Origin of the sequence: uncultured Arthrobacter sp., assembly GCF_947493765.1 — a bacterium.
Lineage (GTDB): Bacteria > Actinomycetota > Actinomycetes > Actinomycetales > Micrococcaceae > Arthrobacter_D.
The window spans coordinates 45,493-65,800 of sequence record NZ_CANLSZ010000005.1; the positions used below are offsets into that span (position 1 = coordinate 45,493).

The window sequence follows — 20,308 nt, forward strand, 5'->3', positions numbered from 1 at the left end:
CAGCGGGATCCGGACAGGATCCCTCCCGGCTGCCGCGGCATCGAACAGCAGATCGAGGAGAGAAGTGCCGACCAAGGCCACGGACAAGAAGCACGGCAAGAAGCTCGTCATCGTCGAGTCGCCCAGCAAGATCAAGAGCATCTCGGGCTACCTCGGTGAGGACTTCCAGGTCGCGGCATCCATGGGGCACATCCGCGACCTCCCGCAGCCCTCGGACCTGCCCGCCGAGCTCAAGAAGTCCTCCGTGGGCAAGTTCGCGGTGGACCTCGACAAGGACTTCGAGCCCTACTACGTCGTGTCCCCGGAGAAGCGCAAGACCGTCGCCGAGCTCAAGGCCGCCCTGAAGGACGCCGACGCGCTCTATCTCGCGACCGACGCCGACCGCGAGGGCGAGGCCATCGCCTGGCACCTGCTGCAGGTCCTCAAGCCCAAGGTCCCCGTCTACCGCCTCACGTTCGGCGAGATCACCAAGGAAGCCGTCACACGTGCACTGGGGGAGCTGCGCGAGGTGGACATCCCCATGGTCGACGCCCAGGAGACCCGCCGCATCCTCGACCGCCTCTACGGCTACGAGATCTCCCCCGTGCTGTGGCGGAAGGTGGCACGCGGACTCTCCGCGGGCCGTGTGCAGTCCGTCGCCACGCGCCTCGTCGTGGAGCGCGAGCGAGAGCGCATGGCGTTCCGCACGGCGTCGTACTGGGACCTGACCGGTTCCTTCACGCCCGCCGACGCCGCGAAGGGCTCGGCGTTCCCGGCGAAGCTCGTCGCCGTCGACGGCAGCCGGATCGCCTCCGGCAAGGACTTCTCCGACCGCGGGGAGCTCACGGCAGCGAACGCCGTCCGGCTCGACGAGGAGGCCGCCCGCTCCCTCGCGACAGGGTTGGAGAGCGCCGAGTTCACCGTCCGGTCCCTCGAGACCAAGCCCTACACGCGCCGCCCCGCCGCGCCGTTCACCACCTCGACCCTGCAGCAGGAGGCGGCGCGCAAGCTGCGCTTCAGCTCCAAGGTCACCATGCAGGTGGCGCAGCGCCTGTACGAGAACGGCTACATCACGTACATGAGGACCGACTCGTCCTCGCTCTCCGACCAGGCGATCAACGCCGCGCGCCGGCAGGCCTCGGAGCTCTACGGTCCCGAGTACGTCCCCGAGGCGCGGCGCGTCTACAAGGGGAAGGCCAAGAATGCGCAGGAGGCCCACGAGGCCATCCGTCCCTCGGGTGATTCCTTCCGCACCCCGGCCCAGGTGGCCCAGGGACTGCGGGGGGACGAGTTCCGCCTGTACGAGCTGATCTGGAAGCGCACCGTCGCCTCGCAGATGGCGGATGCGAAGGGCTCGACGGCGTCGCTGCGCCTCGGTGCCGTCAGCGCCGACGGCCGGGACGCCGAGTTCTCCGCCTCGGGCACCGTGATCACCTTCCGCGGTTTCATGGCCGCCTACGAGGAGGGGCGCGACGCCGATCGGGCAGAGGACGGCACCGACGGGGACGCGCAGGGCACCCGGCTGCCGAACGTGGTCAAGGGCGACGCCCTGGGCGCGACGGCGATCGAGGCGCTCGCCCACGAGACCTCACCGCCGCCGCGCTACACCGAGGCCTCGCTGGTGAAGGTGCTCGACGAGCGCGGCATCGGCCGCCCGTCCACCTACGCGGCGACCATGTCCACCATCATGGACCGGGGCTATGTGCGCACCCGCGGCCAGGCCCTCGTGCCGAGCTGGATCGCGTTCTCCGTGGTGCGCCTCCTCGAGGAGCACTTCAACGACTACGTGGACTACGACTTCACGGCGGAACTCGAGGAGGACCTGGACCGGATCTCGCGTGGCGAGACCGGGCGGGTCGAGTGGCTCACCCAGTTCTACTACGGGGACCGCAAGGACACCGGCCTGCACACGATCGTCAACGACCTCGGCGAGATCGACGCGCGCAGCATCAACTCGGTGGAGATCGCCGAGGGCATCACGCTGCGCGTGGGCAAGTTCGGCCCCTATCTGGAGAAGCCGTTGCCGGCCGATGCGCCGGAGGGCACCGAACCGCAGCGCGCCAATGTGCCGGAGGACCTGGCACCGGACGAGCTCACCGCGGAGAAGGCCGTCGAGCTCATGGAGGCACCACAGTCGGAGGAGCGGGTCCTCGGCACCGACCCGGAGACCGGGCGCTCCATCGTGGCCCGTGACGGCCGCTACGGGCCCTACGTGATCGAGCTGATCCCCGAGGTCACCGCCGAGGAGCTGGCGAAGCAGCCGGTGGAGTACTACAAGAACGGCAAGCCCAAACCGCCGAAGAAGCCGGCCAAGGTCAAGCCGCGCACGGGATCGCTGTTCACGTCGATGTCCGTGGACACGGTGACGCTCGACGAAGCCCTGCGGCTCATGAACCTGCCGCGCGTCCTCGGCACGGACGAGGACGGCAAGGAGATCACGGTCCAGAACGGCCGGTTCGGCCCGTACCTGAAGAAGGGCAGCGATTCGCGGTCCATCGGGTCGGAGGAGGAGATCTTCACCATCACCCTCGAGCAGGCGCAGGAGCTCTACAAGCAGCCCAAGCAGCGTGGCGGCCGCGCGGTCACCCCGCCGCTCGCCGAGTTCGGCGACGATCCGGTGAGCGAGAAGGCGATCGTGGTCAAGGACGGACGCTTCGGGGCCTACGTCACGGACGGCGTCACCAACATCACGGTGCCCGCGTCGATGGCCATCGAGGAACTCACGCGTGAGCAGGCGATCGACATGCTCGCCGAGAAGCGCGCCAAGGGGCCCGCGCCGAAGAAGACCACGCGGCGGGCCCCCGCCAAGCGCAAGGCCGCGGCCTCCAAGTAGGCCGGGAGCAGGCACGGGGAAGACGAACACGAGCGGGAACTGAGCCGGAAGAGCGGGAACCATGCGTCTAGGTGTGCTGGACATCGGGTCGAACACGGTCCATCTGCTGCTCGTCGACGCCCACCCCGGCGGGCGGCCGCTGCCCTTCGCGTCCCACAAGAAGCCCCTGCAGCTGGTGGCGTATCTCGAGGGCGACGGCAGCATCTCGCGCGCCGGCCAGGACGAGCTGATCGGCTTCGTCCAGGAGGCCCGCGAGTTCGCCACCCGGCACCGGGCGGAGGACTTCCTCGCGTTCTGCACCTCGGCCATCCGCGAATCGGCCAACGGCAGCGAGGTCCTGACGCGCGTGCGTGAGGAGACCGGCGTCGACCTCCAGGAGCTCTCCGGTGACCAGGAGGCGGCCGTGACCTTCCAGGCGGTCCGCCGCTGGTACGGCTGGGCCTCGGACTCGATCCTCAACTTCGACATCGGCGGCGGTTCGTTCGAGATGGCCATGGGGGTCAACGAGCTCCCGGAGGTGGCCCTCTCGGTGCCGCTGGGCGCGGGCAGGCTCACGCGCGAGTGGCTCCGGGGCGACCCCCCGTCGGCGAAGCAGGTCAACGCGCTCCGCCGGCACATCCGGGCCGTGCTGGGCGAGTGCGTGCCGCAGTTCGCCCACCTCGGCGCCCCCCACCTGGTGACCGCGAGTTCCAAGACCTTCCGCTCCCTGGCGCGGATGGCCGGCGCGGCGCCGTCGGCCGCCGGCCCGTTCGTCCGCCGGGAACTGCGGCACGTGGATCTCACGCTGTGGGCCAGGCGCCTGGCCGCGATGACCAGCGCGGACCGCGCGGAGCTCGACGGCGTGTCCGAACTGCGCGCACCCCAGGTGCTCGCCGGGGCGCTCGTCGCCGAGTGCGCGCTCGAACTCTTCGAGGTGCCCTCGGTCGAGATCTGCCCGTGGGCGCTGCGTGAGGGAGTGCTGCTGCGCAGGTTCGACGCGAAGATGTTCGACGCCGTCGAGCCCCTCCCGGGTGCGCGACTCGGTCACGCCGAGCTCGACTCCGTCCGTCGCCCGTCCGTCCACGAGGGGGTCTGACGTGGCCGGCACGGACGGAGGTGCGCCCGCGATCCCGGTCGCTCTCTCGAGCGCCTCGGTCTATCCCCTCGCCGTCCACGACGCCTTCGCGCTGGCCCAGGACCTGGGCTACGACGGTGTGGAGGTCATGGTCACCAACAACTCGGTGAGCCAGGACCCGGACCAGCTCAACGTGCTCAGCGACCGGTACGAGATGCCGATCCTGGCGATCCACGCTCCCACGCTGCTGCTGACCCAGCAGGTCTGGGGGAAGGCGTGGACCAAGATCGAACTCTCGGCCGCGATGGCGGTGGAGGTCGGGGCGAAGACCGTGGTGACACACCCGCCGTTCCGCTGGCAGACGGGCTATGCGGAGGAGTTCGGCGCGGGCATCGCCCGTGTGGCCGACGAGTACGGCGTCGACATCGCCGTGGAGAACATGTATCCGTGGAAGGTCCGCGGCCGGGAGGCGAAGGCCTACCTGCCGCACTGGAACCCGGTCCCGGAGCCCTACGAGCGGATCACCTGGGACTTCTCCCACGCGGCCATCGCCGGCATGGACTCCTACGAGGAGATCCGCGGGCTGGGCAGCAGGCTCGCCCACGTGCACCTGACGGACGGCACACCCAACGGCAAGGACGAGCACCTGCTGCCGGGCCAGGGCCAGCAGCGCTGCGCGGAGGCCCTGGACCACCTCGCGACGTCGGCCTGGGACGGCGTCGTGGCGGTCGAGGTGAGCACCCGGCGCGCCCGGGGTGCGGGGGAGCGGGAGGACTGGCTGGCCGAGACCCTCGCCTTCGCGCGCACGCACCTGCGGCACTGACCGGGAGCCCATGGTCCGTCGGTGCCCGGGCCCGTGCAGCGGGCCGACAGCGACCGGAGGGCTTCGTCGAAGCAGGGCTCTGTCAAGAAGCAGGGCTCTGTTAAACGGGAGTGGCGCCGGTGGCCGGCAGGGGTTGGGGGGATCCGCTGCTGTCACCGACGCCTGCCGGATCAGGAAGGTCCGGCGCTATCACTCGCACCCTTATGGGGTGATTCGACTGTAGGTGCCGCACATGTGCCTGACCCGCGTGCCGGCTGGGAGCACGCTGGGAAGGCCGCGTGGCAGGATGGGCAGCATGACGACGACCTCCTCCCCACGCATCGCCTTCCTGGGCTGCGGATCCATGAACGAGTCCATCCTGGCGGGGCTCCTCGCGGCGGGGCTGGACCCCGCACAGGTCACCGCGACGGTCCGCCGCGCCGAACGTGCCCGTGAACTTCAGGAGCGCCACGGCGTGCGGGCCCTGGCGACCGGCGAGGACGACGGCGCGAACGTCGCTGCCGTGCGCGCCGTCGACGTCGTCGTCCTCGGGGTCAAGCCGGTGGGCGTCGTCGCGCTGGCCCGCGAGATCGCCGCCGCACTCCCTCCCTCCGCCGTGGTTCTCAGCGTCGCAGCCGCCGTCACCATCGCGATGATCGAGGAGGCGCTGCCGGACGGCCAGCCCGTCGTCCGCTCGATGCCCAACACGCCGTCACGCCTCGGCAGGGGAGTGCTGTCCATCTCCGCCGGTTCCTCCGCCGGCCCCGAGACCATGGAGCGGGCCCGCGCCCTGCTCGAGCCCGCGGGTACCGTCGTCGAGATCCCCGAGGAGCAGGTGGATGCGCTCTCGGCGGTCAGCGGCTCCGGCCCCGCCTACGCCTTCTACCTGGCGGAGGCCATGGCGGCAGCGGGAGTGGAGCTCGGGCTGGCTCCGGAGCTGTCCGCGCAGATCGCCGGCGAGACGGTGGCGGGCGCGGGGTTCATGCTCGCCGAGCCGGACGCCGATGCCGCAGCACTCCGGAAGGCCGTGACGAGCCCGAACGGAACCACGCAGAGCGCCATCGAGACCTTCGAGGAGCGCGGTCTGAAGGGCATCATCACCGACGGCGCCCGCGCGGCGACGGCGCGCGCGGCGGAGATCACGCGGGAGCTGGCAGGGCCGTCGGCGAGCTGACGGGACGCAGGGCCCACAGCGCCAGCAGGGCCACCGGGAGGATCACCCCGAGGGTCGTGAACAGCCGCAGCGCCAGGGGGCCCTCGCCCGAGACCTCCCCGGTGAGGGTCAGCGTCACCGTGATCGAGGAGAACATCATCACCGGGACCAGCGCGGCCAGCAGGGACAGGCCCACCACGCGCGGCATTCCGGCGAGCCGGCGGGCGTGGAGCAGGCCGGCCGGGAGGATCAGGGCGATCCACACCCAGTGGTGGAACCACGAGATGGGGGAGATCGCGAGCATCACGACGGCGTTGGCGGAGATGGCACGCACCGGGTCGTCGTCGTCGTCCGCCCGCCGGATCGCGGCACAGCCGACGCCGATGACGAGCAGGGCGGCCGCCACCCAGACCGGGCGCTGCAGGGTCTCGGCGAGCCCGGACTGGGCGATGATCGAGTTCAGCGACACATTGTAGAGATCCGCCGTGACGCCCACGCGCGAGGCGTCGAAGAGGGCGTCGAGCCAGAACGCCGCGGACTCCCGTGGCGCGAGGGCCCACCCCACGATCACGGTGCCCGCGAAGGACGCGGTCATCCAGGCCAGCGACCGCCAGTCCCGACGGGCGAGGAACACCAGCCCGAAGGCCAGCGGTGTCAGTTTGATGCCCGCGGCGATGCCGGTGAGGACGCCGGAGGGCAGCCGCGTGGAGCGGAGCAGATCGGCCAGGACCAGGACCATGAGCAGCGCGTTGACCTGGCCGAAGCCCAGCCCCTCGCGCCAGGGCCCGCTGATCCCGATCAGCAGCACGGCGAGCACGAGCGCAGGCCTCCGCCACACCGGCCGGGCCGGCCCGTCCACGGCGCCCAGGTAGCGCACGACGACGGCGGCGACCCCCACGAGGCACACCAGGGACAGGGCCGTGAGGAGGACCAGCGCCGCCGTGCCGGGGAGCAGTGCCAGCGGGACGAGGAGGACGGCGGCGAAGGGGGGATAGGTGAAGGGCAGCCCGCGCGTATCGGTGCGGACCAGTGCGTCGTCGTAGAGGCTCTTGCCGTCCGCCTGGCCGAGCAGCGCGAGCGCGCCCTGGCGGTACACGGCCAGATCCAGGCCGTGGATGCGGGCGGCGAGCACGACGGCGGCCAGTGCGGCCACGAGGCCGACTGCCGCCCACCCGGGCGGGAGGACGGTTGCGCGCCCCGAGCGGCGCGCCGGGCGTGCGGGCATCCTAGGGGCGGCCGGCGAAGCGCTCGAGCAGGTCCACGTGGCCGGAGACGATCAGCATGTCCCGCCCCGAGACCTTGGTGTCCGGACGCGCGTAGGTGAAGTCCTCCCCCGGGGACTTCACCCCCACCACCGTGACACCGTACTTCGAGCGCACGGACGACTCGGCGAGGGTGAAGCCCTGGGTCTCCTTCGGCGGATACATCTTCACGATCGCGAAGCCGTCGTCGAACTCGATGAAGTCGAGCATGCGGCCGCCCACGAGGTGCGCCGCACGCTGGCCGGCATCGGCCTCCGGGTAGATGACGTGGTTGGCGCCGATGCGCTTGAGGATCTTCCCGTGGGAGGGCGTGATGGCCTTGACCCAGAGATGGGCGATGCCGAGATCCACGAGATTGGCGGTGATGAGGACGCTGGACTCGATCGAGGTCCCCACGCCGACGACGGCGGCGGAGAACTCCTGCGCCCCGAGCTGCCGGAGGGCATCGATATTGGTGGCGTCGGCCTCCACCACGTGGGTGAGCAGGCTGGAGAACTTCTGGACCAGCTGCGGGTCCCGCTCGATCGCCAGGACCTCGCGCCCCTGCCGGACCAGTTGCTGCGCGGTCGCCGCGCCGAAGCGGCCGAGACCGATCACGAGGACGGGTGCGTTGTGTGCTGGTCTTTCAGCCAATGATCGGCCTCTCGTCGGGGTAGCGGTACAGCGTGCTGCGTTGCCTCAGCGCCAGCGCCGAGGCGAGGGTGATGGTACCCATGCGACCTGCGAACATCAGGGCCGAGAGGACGTACTTGCCCTGCGGCGGGAGTTCCGCGCTGAGGTTGGTGCTCAGCCCGCACGTCGCGAAGGCGGAGATGACCTCGAAGACCACCTTGTCGAGGGGCTCGTCCGTCATGGCCAGCAGGAGGCCGCAGCCGACCAGCACCAGGGTGGCGCCCATGAAGATCACGGAGATGGCCACGCGCATGGCCCCCTGCGGGATGCTACGCCCCCAGGCCCGAACCTCCGAATCACCGCGTGCCTCCGCCACGATGGCCAGGAACATGACGGCGATGGTGGTGACCTTGATACCCCCTGCGGTGGAGGCGGAGCCACCACCGGCGAACATCAGCGCGTCCGTCAGGAGCATCGTCGTGGGGCTCATGGCGTTCTGGTCCACCAGGTTGAAGCCGCCCGAGCGCATCATGACCGAGGCGAAGACGGCGTGGATCGTCTTGTCCGCGCCGTTCAGTTCGCCGATCGTACTGGTGTTCTCCCATTCCAGCAGCGCCCAGGCGATGGAACCGGCCACGAGCAGGATCAGCGAGACGGACACCGTGAGTTTCGCGTGCAGCGTCCACTTGCGGAAGCGGTGCCGGACCTGGACGAGGACCATGATCACGGGGAACCCGAGACTGCCCAGGAACACCCCCACCATGAGCGGGGTCAGGATCCACAGGTCCGTCTCGTACGGCACGAGCCCGTCCGTGTGGGGTGTGAAGCCCGCGTTGTTGAAGGCCGAGATGGCATAGAAGATGCCGTGCCAGAGGGCTTCCCACCAGGGTTCGCCGAGGATCAGGAAGCGCGGGACCAGCACGAGGGCGAGGACGATCTCGATGATCACCGAGGTGGTGATGACGATCCGCAGCAGCGTGCCGATCTCCCCGAGGCGGCTCGCGTTGTTCAGGGCCGCCTGGGCCAGCAGCTTCCCGCGGACCCCGAGGCGCCTGCTGACGATCAGGGCGAGCAGGGAGGCGAGGGTCAGGGTGCCCAGCCCGCCGATGAAGATGCCGAGCAGGATCACGAACTGCCCGAAGAAGGACCAGTGCGCCGCGGTGGAGACCACGGTCAGTCCGGTGACGCAGACCGCGGAGACGGCGGTGAACAGCGCGTCGTGCAGGGGCGTGGCCGTCCCGCTGCTCGCTGCCATCGGCAGGCTGAGCAGGGCGGTGAACACCAGGATCACGGCGCTGAAGATCATCAGGGCCAGGCGGGCGGGCGAACTGTTGGCGAAGGAGTCGGCGAAATCGCGGATGGCGCCCAGGATCCTGAGGTATCCGTGTCGATCGTCCCTCAGCCACCGTGGCTGTTGACTTGCCATTGACGCCCGCTCCACACCGTCTGCCGGTCCTGCCGCTGAAGCGGTACCGTATCTTCCCGAGTTGCCCTTGCAGTACTAAAGCATCTCATCGCGGCACGTCGTCCGGGCAACCATCGTCGCGTAGCCTTGCAGTGATGTCCACGCACCCGAGACCAGCGGTCCCCGTCCACGTCGTCTGGGACGAGTCGATGCTGGCCTACGACTTCGGCGGACAGCACCCCATGAACCCCGAGCGGCTGCACCTGACGGCCCGGCTCGCACGCGAGAGCGGACTGCTCGATCTCGAGGGCGTGAGCGTCGGTGCCCCCTCCGTGGCCACCGACGAGGACCTCGCCACGGTGCACAGCGCCGAGTACATCGGGGCCGTCCGGAGCATCAGCGGCAATCCCGACCGGTCCGATGCCGCCCACGGCCTGGGGACCGAGGACACCCCCGCGTTCGCGGGCATGCATGAGGCCAGCGCGCGCCTCGCGGGAGGCTCCCTCGGCGCCGCCGAGTCGATCCTGCAGGGCACGGCCGTCCGGGCCGTCAACTTCGGCGGCGGCATGCATCACGCCGCCCGCTCGCGCGCCAGCGGCTTCTGCGTCTACAACGACGCCGCCGCCTCGATCCAGCGCCTGCTCGACCGCGGTGTGCAGCGGGTCCTGTACGTGGACGTGGACGCGCACCACGGGGACGGCACCCAGAGCATCTTCTGGGACGATCCCCGCGTCATGACCATCTCCCTGCACGAGACGGGCATGAGCCTGTTCCCGGGGACCGGGTTCTGCAGCGAACTGGGCGGGCCGGGAGCGGAGGGCTACGCCGTGAACGTCGCACTGCCCACCGTCGCCGGGGACGCCGCGTTCCTGCGCGCGTTCCACGCCGTCGTCCCGCAGCTCGCCGAGGCCTTCGCACCCGAGGTGATCGTGAGCCAGCACGGCTGCGACTCGCATCGCGAGGATCCGCTGACCAATCTCCGGCTCAGCGTCGACGCGCAGCACGCCCTGATGGTCGGTGTGCGGGAGCTGGCCGATCGCCTGTGCGAGGGGCGCTGGATCGCCACCGGTGGCGGCGGTTACGCCCTGGCGACGGTGGTGCCCCGCGCGTGGACGCTCCTGGTCGGGGTGGCAGCGGGGGCCCGAATCTCGCCCACGACGGCGGTGCCCGCGGCGTGGCGCGACTACGTGCGCGAGCGCCACGGCATCGATGCACCGGCCCTGTTCGGCGACGGTGCCGACATCTGGTGGCGCTCCTGGGAGATCGGCTACGACCCGAACGACGACCTGGACCGCACCGTGATGGCCACCCGCAAGGCGGTCTTCCCCCTCCACGGACTCGATCCCTGGTTCGACTGACACCACCGACGGCGGAAGATGCCTTCCGCCGTATATATCGCTAGGGTGAAGGCATGGGATTCGACGATGTCTTCGCCGTCATAGCGGAGCGCACACGCAGGCAGATCCTCGAGAATCTGCAGGACGGCGACAAAGCGGTGGGCGAGCTCGTGGTCGACCTGCAGGTCAGCCAGCCTACCGTCTCGAAGCACCTGAAGGTGCTCCGGGAAGCCGGGCTCGTGACCATGAGGGCGCAGGGCCAGAAGCGCTACTACTCCCTGGAACGCGCCCCGCTCGGCCGGGTGGGGAGCTGGCTCAGTTCCCTCGGCGCCTCGGGCGCCGGCGAGGGAACACCTGCCGAACCGGTCGTCGGTGCGGCGTCGCTGTCCGATGCAGGTTCGCCACCTGATCCGGTCTCCGTCCCCGTCGGCGGGATCCCGTCCGAGGGCACGGCAGCGGAGCGGGCACTCTCCGGTGCCGTACTTGCCGTCCCGGACGAACGGCACCTGCCGGAGGTCGGTCGTCCTCAGCCCGGATGGACCGTGGGCCGGGCCGCGGGCCGTGCAGCCGATCTCCTGGCGCACCTGCGGCGTCGACGCGATACGTCCGCCTAGGTGTTGCCCAGGGACCACGGAGCTCCAGACGAAGGAAGGATGACATGGCGGACAGGAAGAACCTCTCGGAGGTGCAGTTCCTGACGGTCGCGGAAGTGGCCGGCATGATGCGCGTCTCGAAGATGACGGTGTACAGGCTGGTGCACGCGGGGGAGCTGCCGGCCGTGCAGTTCGGCCGGTCCTACCGTGTCCCGGAGTCCGCGGTCGAGGACTTCGTGCGCAGGGCGCGGGTGGACGGGCGGAGCGAGAGCGCCTGACGCCGGTCCGGGGCGTCCCGCAAACGGATGTACCCTGTAGAGGAGCGTTTCGGGTGGGTCACGACCCTCCTCCGTGTCATCCGGGCAACTGCCACCAGGTACGCGCCGTCAAGATCAGCGCTGGTCCCCGAGTCGGACGATCAGCGCTCGCAACCACCAAGTCTGTGAGGACTCTATGGGTTCAGTCATCAAGAAGCGCCGCAAGCGTATGGCGAAGAAGAAGCACCGCAAACTGCTTCGCAAGACGCGTCACCAGCGCCGCAACAAGAAGTAGTCGAGCATCCGGCCCCGGGCCGGAGCAGGCCGACCGGCCCGGATCCCGTCCTCGAGACGCTGGAGCCGGGCCGTCGTCGTTCCCGGGTGACGCGCCGGAGGGTGTCCGTCCGCACGATCGACTGCTGCGGGGGGTGGTCAGCTGCTGCGGAAACGTGCGAAGCCGCGCCAGAGGCCGTAGACGGTCCCCGCGACCGTCGCGGCGCGCAACCCGAGGGTGGCCGCCCGGCGACCGCTGCGGAAATGGTAGACCGGCCAGTTGTTCGACCGCGCATGACGTCGGAGCCGGGAGTCCGGGTTGATGGCCACCGGGTGTCCCACGAGCGTCAGCAGCGGCAGGTCGTTGTAGGAGTCGCTGTACGCCCAGCAGCGGTCGAGATCGAGGTTCTCCCGCTCCGCGAGATCGAGCACGGCGGCTGCCTTGGCGGGTCCGTGCAGGAAGTCGCCCACGAGGCGACCCGTGTAGAGACCGTCGGCTACCTCGCCCACGGTACCCAGGGCGCCGGTCAGGCCGAGTCGGCTCGAGATGACCCCGGCCACCTCCACCGGGCTGCCGGTGACGAGCCAGACCTGCCGCCGGGAGGACAGGTGCTGCTCGGCGAGGGCGCGTGCTCCCGGCCAGATCTTCGACGCGATCATCTCGTCGTAGACCTCCTCGCCGAGGGCCAGGATGTCCTCGTGCGCTATGCCGATGGCGAAGGCGAGAGCGGCGTCGCGCACCGAGTTGACGTCCGTCAGGGTCTCGCCTCGCATGATGAATCGCAGCTGCTTCCAGGCCAGCCCGGCGGCGAAGCGCAGGGTGAAGGCCCTGCGCTGGTACATCTTCCGCGCGACATGGAACAGGCTCGCCCCCCGCATGAGGGTGTTGTCCACATCGAAGAAGGCCGCTTCGCCCTTCCTCGGCCCCGGAGGCTCTGGGAGGGGCTCCGGGCCCCGGATGGCGTCCGGCATGTTCCGATCCTAGTTCGTCCCACTCCCTTCTGCGCCGGAGGGCCGCAGTACCCTCGAGGGATGGAAGAACCCACTGCCGGGCCGGATTCCGGCGTCGTCCTCCTCACGCGTCCCGAGTGCCACCTCTGCGAGGACGCCAGGGCGGTGGTGGCCCGGGTGACGGCGGACCTCGGGCTCACCTGGCGGGAGCTCTCGGTGGTCGACGCCCCGGACCTCGGTGCGCGATTCGCCGAGGAGCTCCCGGTGCTGTTCATCGGCGGTGTCCAACGAGATTTCTGGGCCATCGACGAGACGAGACTGCGCAGGTTGCTCGCACGGTCCTGAGGCCGGACCGGGACCGGGCGGCGGCGGGGTCCGGCTTGGTGGGCCCGCCGCGGCGACATAAAGTGAGGATACTTCCGCCCCGGCAGGGGACCCCGGAACCGCTGATCCCGTGGAACGGGCGGCGCAAGCAACGGAGCGACGACAGTGACCATGCCTGACATCCCAGGGCTGCACGCCGGAGATCCGGCGCGCCGCATACCGCCCGCCTCGGTGGCACGCCTCACCATCTATCTGCGCGCCCTGAACTCACTCATCGCGGACGGGACCGAGCGGGTCTCCTCCGACGAGCTCGCCGACGCCGCGGGAGTGAATTCGCCGATGCTGCGCAAGGACCTGTCCCACCTCGGATCCTACGGAACTCGCGGGGTGGGCTACGACGTGCAGTTCCTGACCCGGCAGATCTCCTCGGCCCTGGGCCTGACGCTCGACTGGCGGGTGGCGATCATCGGTGTGGGCAATCTGGGGCGGGCGCTCGCCGGATACCCGGGCTTCGTCTCACGCGGATTCGGCATCGTGGCGCTCGTCGACGCCGACCAGCTCGTGGTCGACACCGAGGTCGGCTATCTGCGTGTCAGTGCGGTCGACGAGCTCGAGGCCGTCCTCGAGCGCACGAGGACCAACATCGCGGTGCTCTGTGTGCCCACGGCCGTGGCGCAGGAGATGTGCGACCGGCTCGTGGACGCCGGCATCTCGAGCATCCTCAGCTTCGCACCGGTGGTGCTGCAGGTGCCGGACCATGTCCAGGTGCGCAAGGTGGACATGTCCACGGAGCTGCAGATCCTGGCCTATCACGCACAGCGGGCGCAGGAGCCGGACCTCGGTCCGATCTCCCGCGCCCGGTGAGGCCCCACCGGGGGCCTGCGACGAGCTGCGCTACGGCACTCAGTACCCGGGCTTCGGTTGCACGAAGTAGGGCCGCGCGGGCTTCAGGTAGGTCATGATCACGCCGATCACGCCGAGCAGCATCACGATCAGCCCGAGGATCGTCGGAAGTGCCGAGGTGTCGGCGACCTGCTGGCCGTTGGCCTCGGCGAACTCGTTGGCCATCGGCAGGAGCAGGAGACTGCCGAGCGAGAACACGACGTTCAGCGCGGCGAGAACCGTCGCGGTGATCCGTGCCCAGTTCCGGCCCTTCCGGATGAAGACGGCCAGGAGAACGTAGACGGCGGCCATGATCACCGCGAACACCAGGCCGAGCGCGACGCCGAGGGAGGCTCCCGCGACATCGGGCACCTCGGTCGTCAGCGCCGAGAGGATCGCGCTCAGGAGATACACGACACCGGCGGCGAGGATCAGGTAGTAGGCCCGCATGACCTCTTTGGGTACCGGGCCCTTGTCAGTGGGGGCGGGGTCGACCGCCGAGGTGGGGTAGGCATAGCCCGAGGGCTGCGTCCCCTGGTGTCCGTACTCCGGTTGCCCCGTGCGCCGGTCCTGCTGGTCGGACCGGCCTGCTCCGGTGGTGCCCGGTGCGGTCCAGTCCTGTGCTGCGCCCTGGTCCGGGAGCTGTCCGTCCCGCCCGGTGCCGGGATTGTCCTGTGGCGTACTCATTGCGGCGTCCTCCGTCGTGGTGTGCTCCGACCCACCCGGTGCCCCCATGGACGTCCCTGCAGCGGATCCTGTCCCTGCCAGCGTAGTTCGTGGTCGCGCTGAAAGCTCTACGCCGACGGCCGGTGTCCCGTGGGCGGACACCGGCCGGTCGGGCGGACGGGGTGGGACTAGACCGATTCGACGGCGGGGGCCACGAAGGCGGCGTCGATGGTGATGGTCACCTTGTCGCCCACCAGCACACCGCCGGCCTCGAGGGCTGCGTTCCAGGTCAGGCCGAACTCCTTGCGGGAGATGGTGGTCGAGGCGGAGATGCCGGCGCGCGTGGCACCGAAGGGGTCCACGGCCACGCCGTTGAACTCGGCGTCGAGGACCACGGACTTGGTGATGCCGCGGATGGTCAGGTTGCCGGTGATGGAGTAGGTCTCCCCGGTGCCCTCGTGCGAGGTGGAGATGAAGGTCATCTCGGGGAACTGCTCGACGTCGAAGAAGTCGGCGCCCTTGACGTGGGCGTCCCGGTTCTCGTCGCCCGAGGTGAAGGACGCGGTCTTGATCGTCGCGATGATGGTCGAGTCCTCGAGGGTGGAGCCGACGGTGAGGGAGGCGTCCACATCCGTGAAGGTGCCGCGGACCTTGCTGATCCCTGCGTGGCGGACGCTGAAGCCGACCTCGCTGTGCGAGGGGTCGAAGGACCAGGTGCCGGTGGTGAGGCCTGAGGGGATTGCCATGATGATCTCCTTGGGGGGTCGTGGTGTCGATTGCTTGCGATGTGTAGAAGCATGCGTTTGCATGTTTTATTCCGTCCGCCAGCATAGCCCTCCGATCGGCCCGGATGTCACTTACCCGTGGGCGGATTGGCCGATGCGCCCGGGCATGCGGGAAACTGGACGGCATGCAGCGATCAACCGTCCATCTGGTGCGCCACGGTGAGGTCTACAACCCGGAGGGGGTCCTCTACGGGCGGCTCCCGGAGTTCCACCTCTCCGAGCTCGGCCAGCGCATGGCCCGTCAGGTCGCGGGGTACTTCGAGCAGCGGCAGGACGACGGAGCGAGGATCGTCCACCTGGTGGCCTCACCCCTGGTCCGTGCACAGGAGACGGCTCGGCCCATCGCCGCTGCGCTGGGTCTGGAGCTCACGACCGACGAGCGCGTTATCGAGGCGGAGAACCGCTTCGAGGGGATGTCGAAGATCAAGAGCCGTCTCCGCCAGCCACGGTACTGGCCGCTCCTGGTCAATCCGTTCCGACCGTCCTGGGGCGAGCCCTACCACGAGCAGGTCGAGCGTGTGATGGCTGCCGTGGGCGATGCCCGTCGTCGGGCGCTCGACGTCGCCGGAGCGCCGGAGGACGGTCGTCCGGCGGAGGCGATCATCGTCAGCCATCAGCTTCCCATCTGGGTCACGCGGCTCGCGGCCGAGCGGCGCAGGCTCTGGCACGATCCTCGCCAGCGGGAATGCACACTCACCTCCGTCACCTCGTTCGACTTCGACGGCGACACCGTGCAGCGCGTGCGCTACGCGGAGCCGTCCGCCCACCTGCTGCCCGGTGCGGCGAATGTCCCCGGCGCGTAATAGAATTACTACACGTCGTAGAAATCAACGGAAGAAGCCGTGACCGCAATCGTCCGCTCCGCGAACCGTGCACGCCCGTCCAGGCTGGCGCTGCTCCTGGCGTTCCTCGTGCCCGTCACCCTGATGGCGACGTCCTGTGCCGCCGACGACCCGCTCGCACGGCAGGCCGCAGCCGGGGACGGCAAGAACTACATCGCCGGTGACGGTTCGGTGACCGAGTACGCCGCGTCGGAGCGGGGCGAGCCCGTGGAGGTCACCGGAACCCTGTTCGACGGGACGACGGTCTCCAGCGCCGACTGGGACGACCAGGTCACGGTCCTGAACTTCTGGTACGCCTCCTGCGCCCCGTGCCGCGAGGAGGCCCCGGATCTCGTGGCGCTGCACGAGGAGTATGCGCCCCAGGGCGCCGTCTTCTACGGGGTCAACATCAGGGACGAGCAGGCCACCGCCGAAGCGTTCGAGCGCAGCTTCGACATACCGTACGAGAGCTTCGACGACACGGACGGAGGAGTGCTGCTCGACATGACGCAGTACGTACCGCCCCAGGCCGTCCCCACCACCATCGTGCTCGACCGTGAGGGACGGGTTGCGGCGCGCATCCTCGGGCTCGCGGACCGCAGCACACTCGATGCCCTGATCAGCGATGTGCTGTAGCGTGCCCTGCCCATGACCGGGGTCCTGGCGGGTCCGGCGGCACTGCTCGTTCCCCTCGTCGCGGGGAACGCCTTCGCCGACGCCGTCCTCAACGGATCGATGCTCCTCGCGCTCCCGGTCGCCCTACTCGCGGGCCTCGTCTCCTTCGTCTCACCGTGCGTGCTGCCGCTGGTCCCGGGATATCTCGGGTACGTCACCGGCCTGACCGGCATCGATCTCGAGAAGCAGCGCAAGGGGCGGATGATCGCGGGGATCGGTCTGTTCGTGCTGGGCTTCTCAGTGGTGTTCATGGCCTACGGCACGCTGTTCGGGCAGCTCGGCGCGTTCCTGCGCGTCTCGCAGGGGTGGCTCATCCAGGTCTTCGGCGTCGTCGTGATCCTGCTCGGTGTCGTCTTCATGGGAGGGTTCTCCTGGTTCCAGCGGGAGAGCAGGATCCACGCGAGGATCCCCGCCGGGCTGCTGGGAGCACCCCTGCTCGGACTCACGTTCGGGTTGGGGTGGGCTCCCTGCATCGGACCCACCCTCGGCGCTGTCCAGTTGCTCGCCGTCTCGGGCAACGACGCCACGGCGCTCAAGGGCGCGGTGCTGACCTTCGCCTACTGCGTGGGGCTCGGGGTGCCGTTCCTGCTGATCGCCCTCGGCGTGCAGCGGGGCATGGGAGCGCTGGCGTTCTTCCGCAGGCACCGGCGGCTGCTGCAGCGGGCCGGCGGCGGGCTCCTGATCCTCGTGGGTGTGCTCATGGTCACCGGTGTCTGGAACTTCTGGATCACCCGACTGCAGGATGCGCTGATCAGCGGTGTGGTGCTGCCGATATGAGCCGGCCGGACGATCGCACAGGCACAGGCACAGGCACAGGCACAGGCACAGGCACAGGCACAGGTACGGGCACAGGCACGGGCACAGGCACAGGGCGGCAGGGGAAGGGCACAGTGAAGCAGGACACGGATGCGCGGGCCGCGTCGGGCGCACGGGGCGACGTCGTCGTCCCGGAGCTCGGGGTGGTCGGCTCGCTGCGCTGGGCGTGGACCCAGCTCACCAGTATGCGCACGGCGCTCTTCCTGCTCCTGCTGCTCGCGGTCGGGGCCGTGCCCGGATCGTTGTTCCCGCAGCGCCCGGCGAATCCCGCCGTCGTCACGCAGTATCTCCAGGACCACCCCGACACCGGGCCCGTGCTGGACTGGTTCCAGCTCTTCGACGTCTACTCGTCGGTGTGGTTCTCCGCCATCTACCTCCTGCTGTTCATCTCCCTCATCGGATGCGTGGTGCCGAGGGCACGGGCCCATTACAGGGCCGTCCGCTCCACCCCGCCGCGCACGCCGAAGCGGCTCTCCCGGTTGCCGGTGCACGGCACGGTGGAGGTACCGGCCGAGGAAGCACGGGCGGTGGGCCTCACGCCGTCGTCCGCCGCCCGGCAGGCCGCCGCCGTGCTGAGGAAGCGCGGCTACCGCGTGGACGTCCGCGACGACGGGACGGCCCAGCCATCGGTGGGAGCCGAGCGCGGACTCGCGAAGGAGTTCGGCAACCTCGTCTTCCACATCTCGCTGATGGGGGTCCTCGTCGCGGTCGCCATCGGCGGACTCTTCGGGTACACGGGCCAGAAGGTCGTGGTGGAGGGTGACACCTTCGTGAACACCCTGATCGGGTACGACAGCTTCAGTCCGGGATCCAACTTCTCCGACGATCGGCTCGAGCCCTACTCGATCCGCCTCGACGCCTTCGACGTGCGCTTCGATCGCGAGCAGGAGAGCAACTACGGGCAGCCGCTGGACTTCACCGCGAATCTCACCACGCAGGACGGCCCGGGCGCCGAGGAGGAGCAGCAGGTCCTCAAGGTCAACGCGCCGGTCTCCATCGGGGGGACGAACGTGTACCTGGTGGGCAACGGCTACGCTCCCGTGGTGACGGTGCGGGACGCCGAGGGCAACATCGCCTCGGAGGGCCCGGTGGTGGCGGTGCCCTCGGACGGGCTCTACACCTCGCTGATCGTCATCAAGGCCCCCGACGCACAGCCCGACCAGCTCGGTTTCGTGGGATTCTTCCTCCCCACGGCGTTCGTCGACGAGGAGGGCGTCTCGTTCTCGCGGGACCCGGATCCGTTCAACCCCCAGCTGAACCTGAACTCGTACTACGGAGACCTGGGGCTCGACGACGGCACGCCCGAGAACGTCTACGTGCTCGACACGGAGGAGCTCACCGAGCTGAACAGCCGGAACAACGACGACGGCGGGATCGTGCTGTCGGTCGGTCAGACGTACGATCTTCCCGAGGGCAAGGGCTCCATCACCTTCGACGGACTCAAGCGCTACATCGCGCTGGACATCCATCACGATCCCGCGAAGGTCGGAGCCTTCGTCTTCGCGATGCTGGCGCTGTTCGGCCTCGCCGCGTCCCTGTTCATCGCGCGGCGCAGGCTCTGGGTCAGGATCACCGGGCACGACGACGGCGGTCTCGTCGCCGAGTACGGGCTGCTGGCGCGCGGGGAGGACCACCGGCTCCAGGACGAGGGGCTGATGGTACGGAAGCTGCTCGAGGATCGCTGGTCGGTCCCCGAGGTCACGACGGGGGAATACAGGGTGCAGGAGGCCGCGTCGTCGGCCGCCGGCACGGGGCAGTCGCAGAACACTACGAAGGACAACTGATGCCACAACCAGTCAATGCCGAGCTCGGACAGGCCAGCGAGCTGCTGATGTTGCTCGCCTCCATCGCCTACGTGGTGGCGTTCATCTTCTTCGTGCTCGATCTCGTGAGGTCGAGCACCACCATCAACGCCGTCGAGGCGCGCCTCGCGAGCGAGCAGGCGGCCTCCACGCGGTCCCTCGCCAGCGTGGGCGCCGGTGGGGGAGGGTCGACGGTCGCCGAGGCACGCCCGGCCCCGGTCACGGCCGACGATTCCATGGACTACGGTTCCGGCGCCAGGCGCGGAACCGCCCGCATCGCCGTCGCCCTGACCGTGCTGGCCGCCGTCATCCACGGCGCGGCGGTGGTCAGCAGGGCTTTCGCGGCGCACCGCGTGCCGTGGGGCAACATGTACGAGTTCTGCACCACCGGCGCCCTGCTGGTGTCGGTCATCTTCCTCATCACCCTCACGCGCAAGGATCTGCGGTTCGTCGGGTCCTTCGTGGTGGGGCTCGTGGTCGTCATGCTGTGTGCCGCGACCGTCGGCTTCCCCACTCCGGTGTCGCGGCTGATCCCGGCACTGCAGAGCTACTGGCTGATCGTGCACGTGTCCATCGCGGTGGCGTCCTCGGCGATCTTCACCATCACCTTCGCGATGTCGGTGCTGCAGTTGCTGCAGACCTCGCGCGAGGCCAAGCTGCTGGCGGGCAAGGCCGACACCGCGAAGTTCCTGCGTCTCGTGCCCTCCGCGCTGAGCCTCGAGAATCTCTCCTACCGGCTCAATGCCATCGCGTTCGTGGGCTGGACCTTCACGGTCATGGCCGGCGCCATCTGGGCCGAGCAGGCTTGGGGCCGCTACTGGGGCTGGGACACCAAGGAGGTCTGGTCCTTCGTGATCTGGACCGTCTATGCCGGCTACCTGCATGCCCGCGCCACACGGGGCTGGACGGGGACGCGCGCCGCGTGGCTGTCGATCGTCGGCTACCTGTGCATCGTCTTCAACTTCACCATCGTCAACATCTACTTCTCCGGGCTGCACAGCTACGCCGGGGTCTAGTCCGGCACGG

At 69.5% G+C, this 20,308-nt stretch carries 21 protein-coding genes; 15 read left to right on the forward strand and 6 right to left on the reverse strand.

The features are described from left to right. Nucleotides 1-64: 64 nt before the first annotated feature. The 4 genes from topA to proC all read left to right on the forward strand — a co-directional run bounded on the left by topA (nucleotide 65) and on the right by proC (nucleotide 5,842). Nucleotides 65-2,812: a type I DNA topoisomerase gene (gene topA / locus Q0747_RS09195; RefSeq protein ID WP_298253856.1), complete on the forward strand. Its 2,748-nt coding sequence runs from the start codon at nucleotides 65-67 to the stop codon at nucleotides 2,810-2,812. A 61-nt stretch (nucleotides 2,813-2,873) separates the two neighbouring features. After that, nucleotides 2,874-3,887, forward strand: coding sequence for a Ppx/GppA family phosphatase (locus Q0747_RS09200; protein ID WP_298253858.1), 1,014 nt, complete (start codon nucleotides 2,874-2,876; stop codon nucleotides 3,885-3,887). 1 nt (nucleotide 3,888) lies between these two features. Then, a complete protein-coding gene (locus Q0747_RS09205) occupies nucleotides 3,889-4,689 on the forward strand; it encodes a sugar phosphate isomerase/epimerase (RefSeq protein WP_298253859.1) in 801 nt (266 codons plus the stop codon). A 295-nt stretch (nucleotides 4,690-4,984) separates the two neighbouring features. Further along, nucleotides 4,985-5,842 carry a pyrroline-5-carboxylate reductase gene (proC, locus tag Q0747_RS09210; RefSeq protein WP_298253862.1) on the forward strand — a complete coding sequence of 286 codons (858 nt, stop codon included), beginning with the start codon at nucleotides 4,985-4,987 and terminating at the stop codon, nucleotides 5,840-5,842. Here the strand turns inward: proC and Q0747_RS09215 are convergent. From Q0747_RS09215 to Q0747_RS09225, 3 genes are read right to left on the reverse strand one after another with little or no spacing between them, the layout of a single operon-like run. Then, entirely contained in the window at nucleotides 5,808-7,046 is a 1,239-nt protein-coding gene (locus tag Q0747_RS09215) for a glycosyltransferase 87 family protein (protein WP_298253863.1), read from the reverse strand. The two genes, proC and Q0747_RS09215, sit on opposite strands and share 35 nt — an antisense overlap. A 1-nt stretch (nucleotide 7,047) precedes the next feature. Then, the gene (locus Q0747_RS09220) at nucleotides 7,048-7,716 is read right to left on the reverse strand and encodes a TrkA family potassium uptake protein (RefSeq protein ID WP_298253864.1); all 669 of its coding nucleotides are present in this window, start codon (nucleotides 7,714-7,716) and stop codon (nucleotides 7,048-7,050) included. Continuing rightward, nucleotides 7,709-9,121, reverse strand: coding sequence for a TrkH family potassium uptake protein (locus tag Q0747_RS09225; protein WP_298253866.1), 1,413 nt, complete (start codon nucleotides 9,119-9,121; stop codon nucleotides 7,709-7,711). The genes Q0747_RS09220 and Q0747_RS09225 overlap by 8 nt, the downstream gene beginning before the upstream one ends. A gap of 134 nt (nucleotides 9,122-9,255) precedes the next feature. Between Q0747_RS09225 and Q0747_RS09230 the strand changes: the two genes are divergently transcribed. From Q0747_RS09230 to Q0747_RS09245, 4 genes are all read left to right on the forward strand, one after another. Then, nucleotides 9,256-10,458 (forward strand): acetoin utilization protein AcuC, encoded by a 1,203-nt coding sequence (locus tag Q0747_RS09230; RefSeq protein ID WP_298253868.1) that lies wholly within the window; start codon nucleotides 9,256-9,258, stop codon nucleotides 10,456-10,458. A gap of 53 nt (nucleotides 10,459-10,511) precedes the next feature. Then, entirely contained in the window at nucleotides 10,512-11,051 is a 540-nt protein-coding gene (locus Q0747_RS09235) for a helix-turn-helix transcriptional regulator (RefSeq protein WP_298253870.1), read from the forward strand. Nucleotides 11,052-11,095: 44 nt separating this feature from the next. Beyond that, entirely contained in the window at nucleotides 11,096-11,308 is a 213-nt protein-coding gene (locus Q0747_RS09240) for a helix-turn-helix domain-containing protein (protein WP_298253872.1), read from the forward strand. A 175-nt stretch (nucleotides 11,309-11,483) separates the two neighbouring features. Further along, nucleotides 11,484-11,582, forward strand: a complete 99-nt coding sequence (locus tag Q0747_RS09245; RefSeq protein ID WP_003792170.1) for a 30S ribosomal protein bS22 — start codon at nucleotides 11,484-11,486, stop codon at nucleotides 11,580-11,582. 137 nt (nucleotides 11,583-11,719) lie between these two features. Here the strand turns inward: Q0747_RS09245 and Q0747_RS09250 are convergent, their stop codons facing one another. Continuing rightward, complete coding sequence (locus Q0747_RS09250) at nucleotides 11,720-12,532, reverse strand: HAD family phosphatase (protein ID WP_298253874.1); 813 nt, start codon at nucleotides 12,530-12,532, stop codon at nucleotides 11,720-11,722. Between the two features lie 60 nt (nucleotides 12,533-12,592). Between Q0747_RS09250 and Q0747_RS09255 the strand changes: the two genes are divergently transcribed. Continuing rightward, complete coding sequence (locus tag Q0747_RS09255) at nucleotides 12,593-12,856, forward strand: glutaredoxin family protein (protein WP_298253876.1); 264 nt, start codon at nucleotides 12,593-12,595, stop codon at nucleotides 12,854-12,856. Nucleotides 12,857-13,006: 150 nt separating this feature from the next. Further along, entirely contained in the window at nucleotides 13,007-13,699 is a 693-nt protein-coding gene (locus tag Q0747_RS09260) for a redox-sensing transcriptional repressor Rex (protein ID WP_298253878.1), read from the forward strand. Between the two features lie 39 nt (nucleotides 13,700-13,738). Here Q0747_RS09260 and Q0747_RS09265 read toward each other — a convergent pair whose 3' ends face one another. Then, on the reverse strand, nucleotides 13,739-14,404 hold the full coding sequence (locus tag Q0747_RS09265) for a hypothetical protein (RefSeq protein ID WP_298253880.1): 666 nt from the start codon (nucleotides 14,402-14,404) through the stop codon (nucleotides 13,739-13,741). A 167-nt stretch (nucleotides 14,405-14,571) separates the two neighbouring features. Then, nucleotides 14,572-15,129 (reverse strand): YceI family protein, encoded by a 558-nt coding sequence (locus Q0747_RS09270; RefSeq protein WP_298253881.1) that lies wholly within the window; start codon nucleotides 15,127-15,129, stop codon nucleotides 14,572-14,574. Between the two features lie 164 nt (nucleotides 15,130-15,293). Between Q0747_RS09270 and Q0747_RS09275 the strand changes: the two genes are divergently transcribed. The 5 genes from Q0747_RS09275 to ccsB all read left to right on the forward strand — a co-directional run bounded on the left by Q0747_RS09275 (nucleotide 15,294) and on the right by ccsB (nucleotide 20,298). Beyond that, a complete protein-coding gene (locus Q0747_RS09275; protein WP_298253882.1) occupies nucleotides 15,294-15,971 on the forward strand; it encodes a histidine phosphatase family protein in 678 nt (225 codons plus the stop codon). A gap of 123 nt (nucleotides 15,972-16,094) precedes the next feature. Continuing rightward, nucleotides 16,095-16,625: a TlpA disulfide reductase family protein gene (locus Q0747_RS09280; RefSeq protein WP_298254160.1), complete on the forward strand. Its 531-nt coding sequence runs from the start codon at nucleotides 16,095-16,097 to the stop codon at nucleotides 16,623-16,625. A gap of 12 nt (nucleotides 16,626-16,637) precedes the next feature. After that, nucleotides 16,638-17,441, forward strand: coding sequence for a cytochrome c biogenesis CcdA family protein (locus Q0747_RS09285; RefSeq protein WP_298253884.1), 804 nt, complete (start codon nucleotides 16,638-16,640; stop codon nucleotides 17,439-17,441). 113 nt (nucleotides 17,442-17,554) lie between these two features. Then, on the forward strand, nucleotides 17,555-19,264 hold the full coding sequence (locus tag Q0747_RS09290; protein ID WP_298253885.1) for a cytochrome c biogenesis protein ResB: 1,710 nt from the start codon (nucleotides 17,555-17,557) through the stop codon (nucleotides 19,262-19,264). Further along, nucleotides 19,264-20,298 (forward strand): c-type cytochrome biogenesis protein CcsB, encoded by a 1,035-nt coding sequence (ccsB, locus tag Q0747_RS09295; protein WP_298253887.1) that lies wholly within the window; start codon nucleotides 19,264-19,266, stop codon nucleotides 20,296-20,298. The genes Q0747_RS09290 and ccsB overlap by 1 nt, the downstream gene beginning before the upstream one ends. Nucleotides 20,299-20,308 lie beyond the last annotated feature (10 nt).

Bases quoted from the DNA above. Each gene is read 5' to 3' on its own strand.
- Q0747_RS09280 (WP_298254160.1), top strand. From the start codon at position 16,095: ATGGCGACGTCCTGTGCCGCCGACGACCCGCTCGCACGGCAGGCCGCA.
- Q0747_RS09255 (WP_298253876.1), top strand. From the start codon at position 12,593: ATGGAAGAACCCACTGCCGGGCCGGATTCCGGCGTCGTCCTCCTCACG.
- Q0747_RS09250 (WP_298253874.1), bottom strand. From the start codon at position 12,532: ATGCCGGACGCCATCCGGGGCCCGGAGCCCCTCCCAGAGCCTCCGGGG.
- Q0747_RS09270 (WP_298253881.1), bottom strand. From the start codon at position 15,129: ATGGCAATCCCCTCAGGCCTCACCACCGGCACCTGGTCCTTCGACCCC.
- Q0747_RS09200 (WP_298253858.1), top strand. From the start codon at position 2,874: ATGCGTCTAGGTGTGCTGGACATCGGGTCGAACACGGTCCATCTGCTG.
- Q0747_RS09240 (WP_298253872.1), top strand. From the start codon at position 11,096: ATGGCGGACAGGAAGAACCTCTCGGAGGTGCAGTTCCTGACGGTCGCG.
- Q0747_RS09265 (WP_298253880.1), bottom strand. From the start codon at position 14,404: ATGAGTACGCCACAGGACAATCCCGGCACCGGGCGGGACGGACAGCTC.
- proC (WP_298253862.1), top strand. From the start codon at position 4,985: ATGACGACGACCTCCTCCCCACGCATCGCCTTCCTGGGCTGCGGATCC.
- Q0747_RS09230 (WP_298253868.1), top strand. From the start codon at position 9,256: ATGTCCACGCACCCGAGACCAGCGGTCCCCGTCCACGTCGTCTGGGAC.
- Q0747_RS09245 (WP_003792170.1), top strand. From the start codon at position 11,484: ATGGGTTCAGTCATCAAGAAGCGCCGCAAGCGTATGGCGAAGAAGAAG.
- Q0747_RS09225 (WP_298253866.1), bottom strand. From the start codon at position 9,121: ATGGCAAGTCAACAGCCACGGTGGCTGAGGGACGATCGACACGGATAC.
- Q0747_RS09215 (WP_298253863.1), bottom strand. From the start codon at position 7,046: ATGCCCGCACGCCCGGCGCGCCGCTCGGGGCGCGCAACCGTCCTCCCG.
- Q0747_RS09260 (WP_298253878.1), top strand. From the start codon at position 13,007: ATGCCTGACATCCCAGGGCTGCACGCCGGAGATCCGGCGCGCCGCATA.
- Q0747_RS09275 (WP_298253882.1), top strand. From the start codon at position 15,294: ATGCAGCGATCAACCGTCCATCTGGTGCGCCACGGTGAGGTCTACAAC.
- ccsB (WP_298253887.1), top strand. From the start codon at position 19,264: ATGCCACAACCAGTCAATGCCGAGCTCGGACAGGCCAGCGAGCTGCTG.
- Q0747_RS09235 (WP_298253870.1), top strand. From the start codon at position 10,512: ATGGGATTCGACGATGTCTTCGCCGTCATAGCGGAGCGCACACGCAGG.
- Q0747_RS09285 (WP_298253884.1), top strand. From the start codon at position 16,638: ATGACCGGGGTCCTGGCGGGTCCGGCGGCACTGCTCGTTCCCCTCGTC.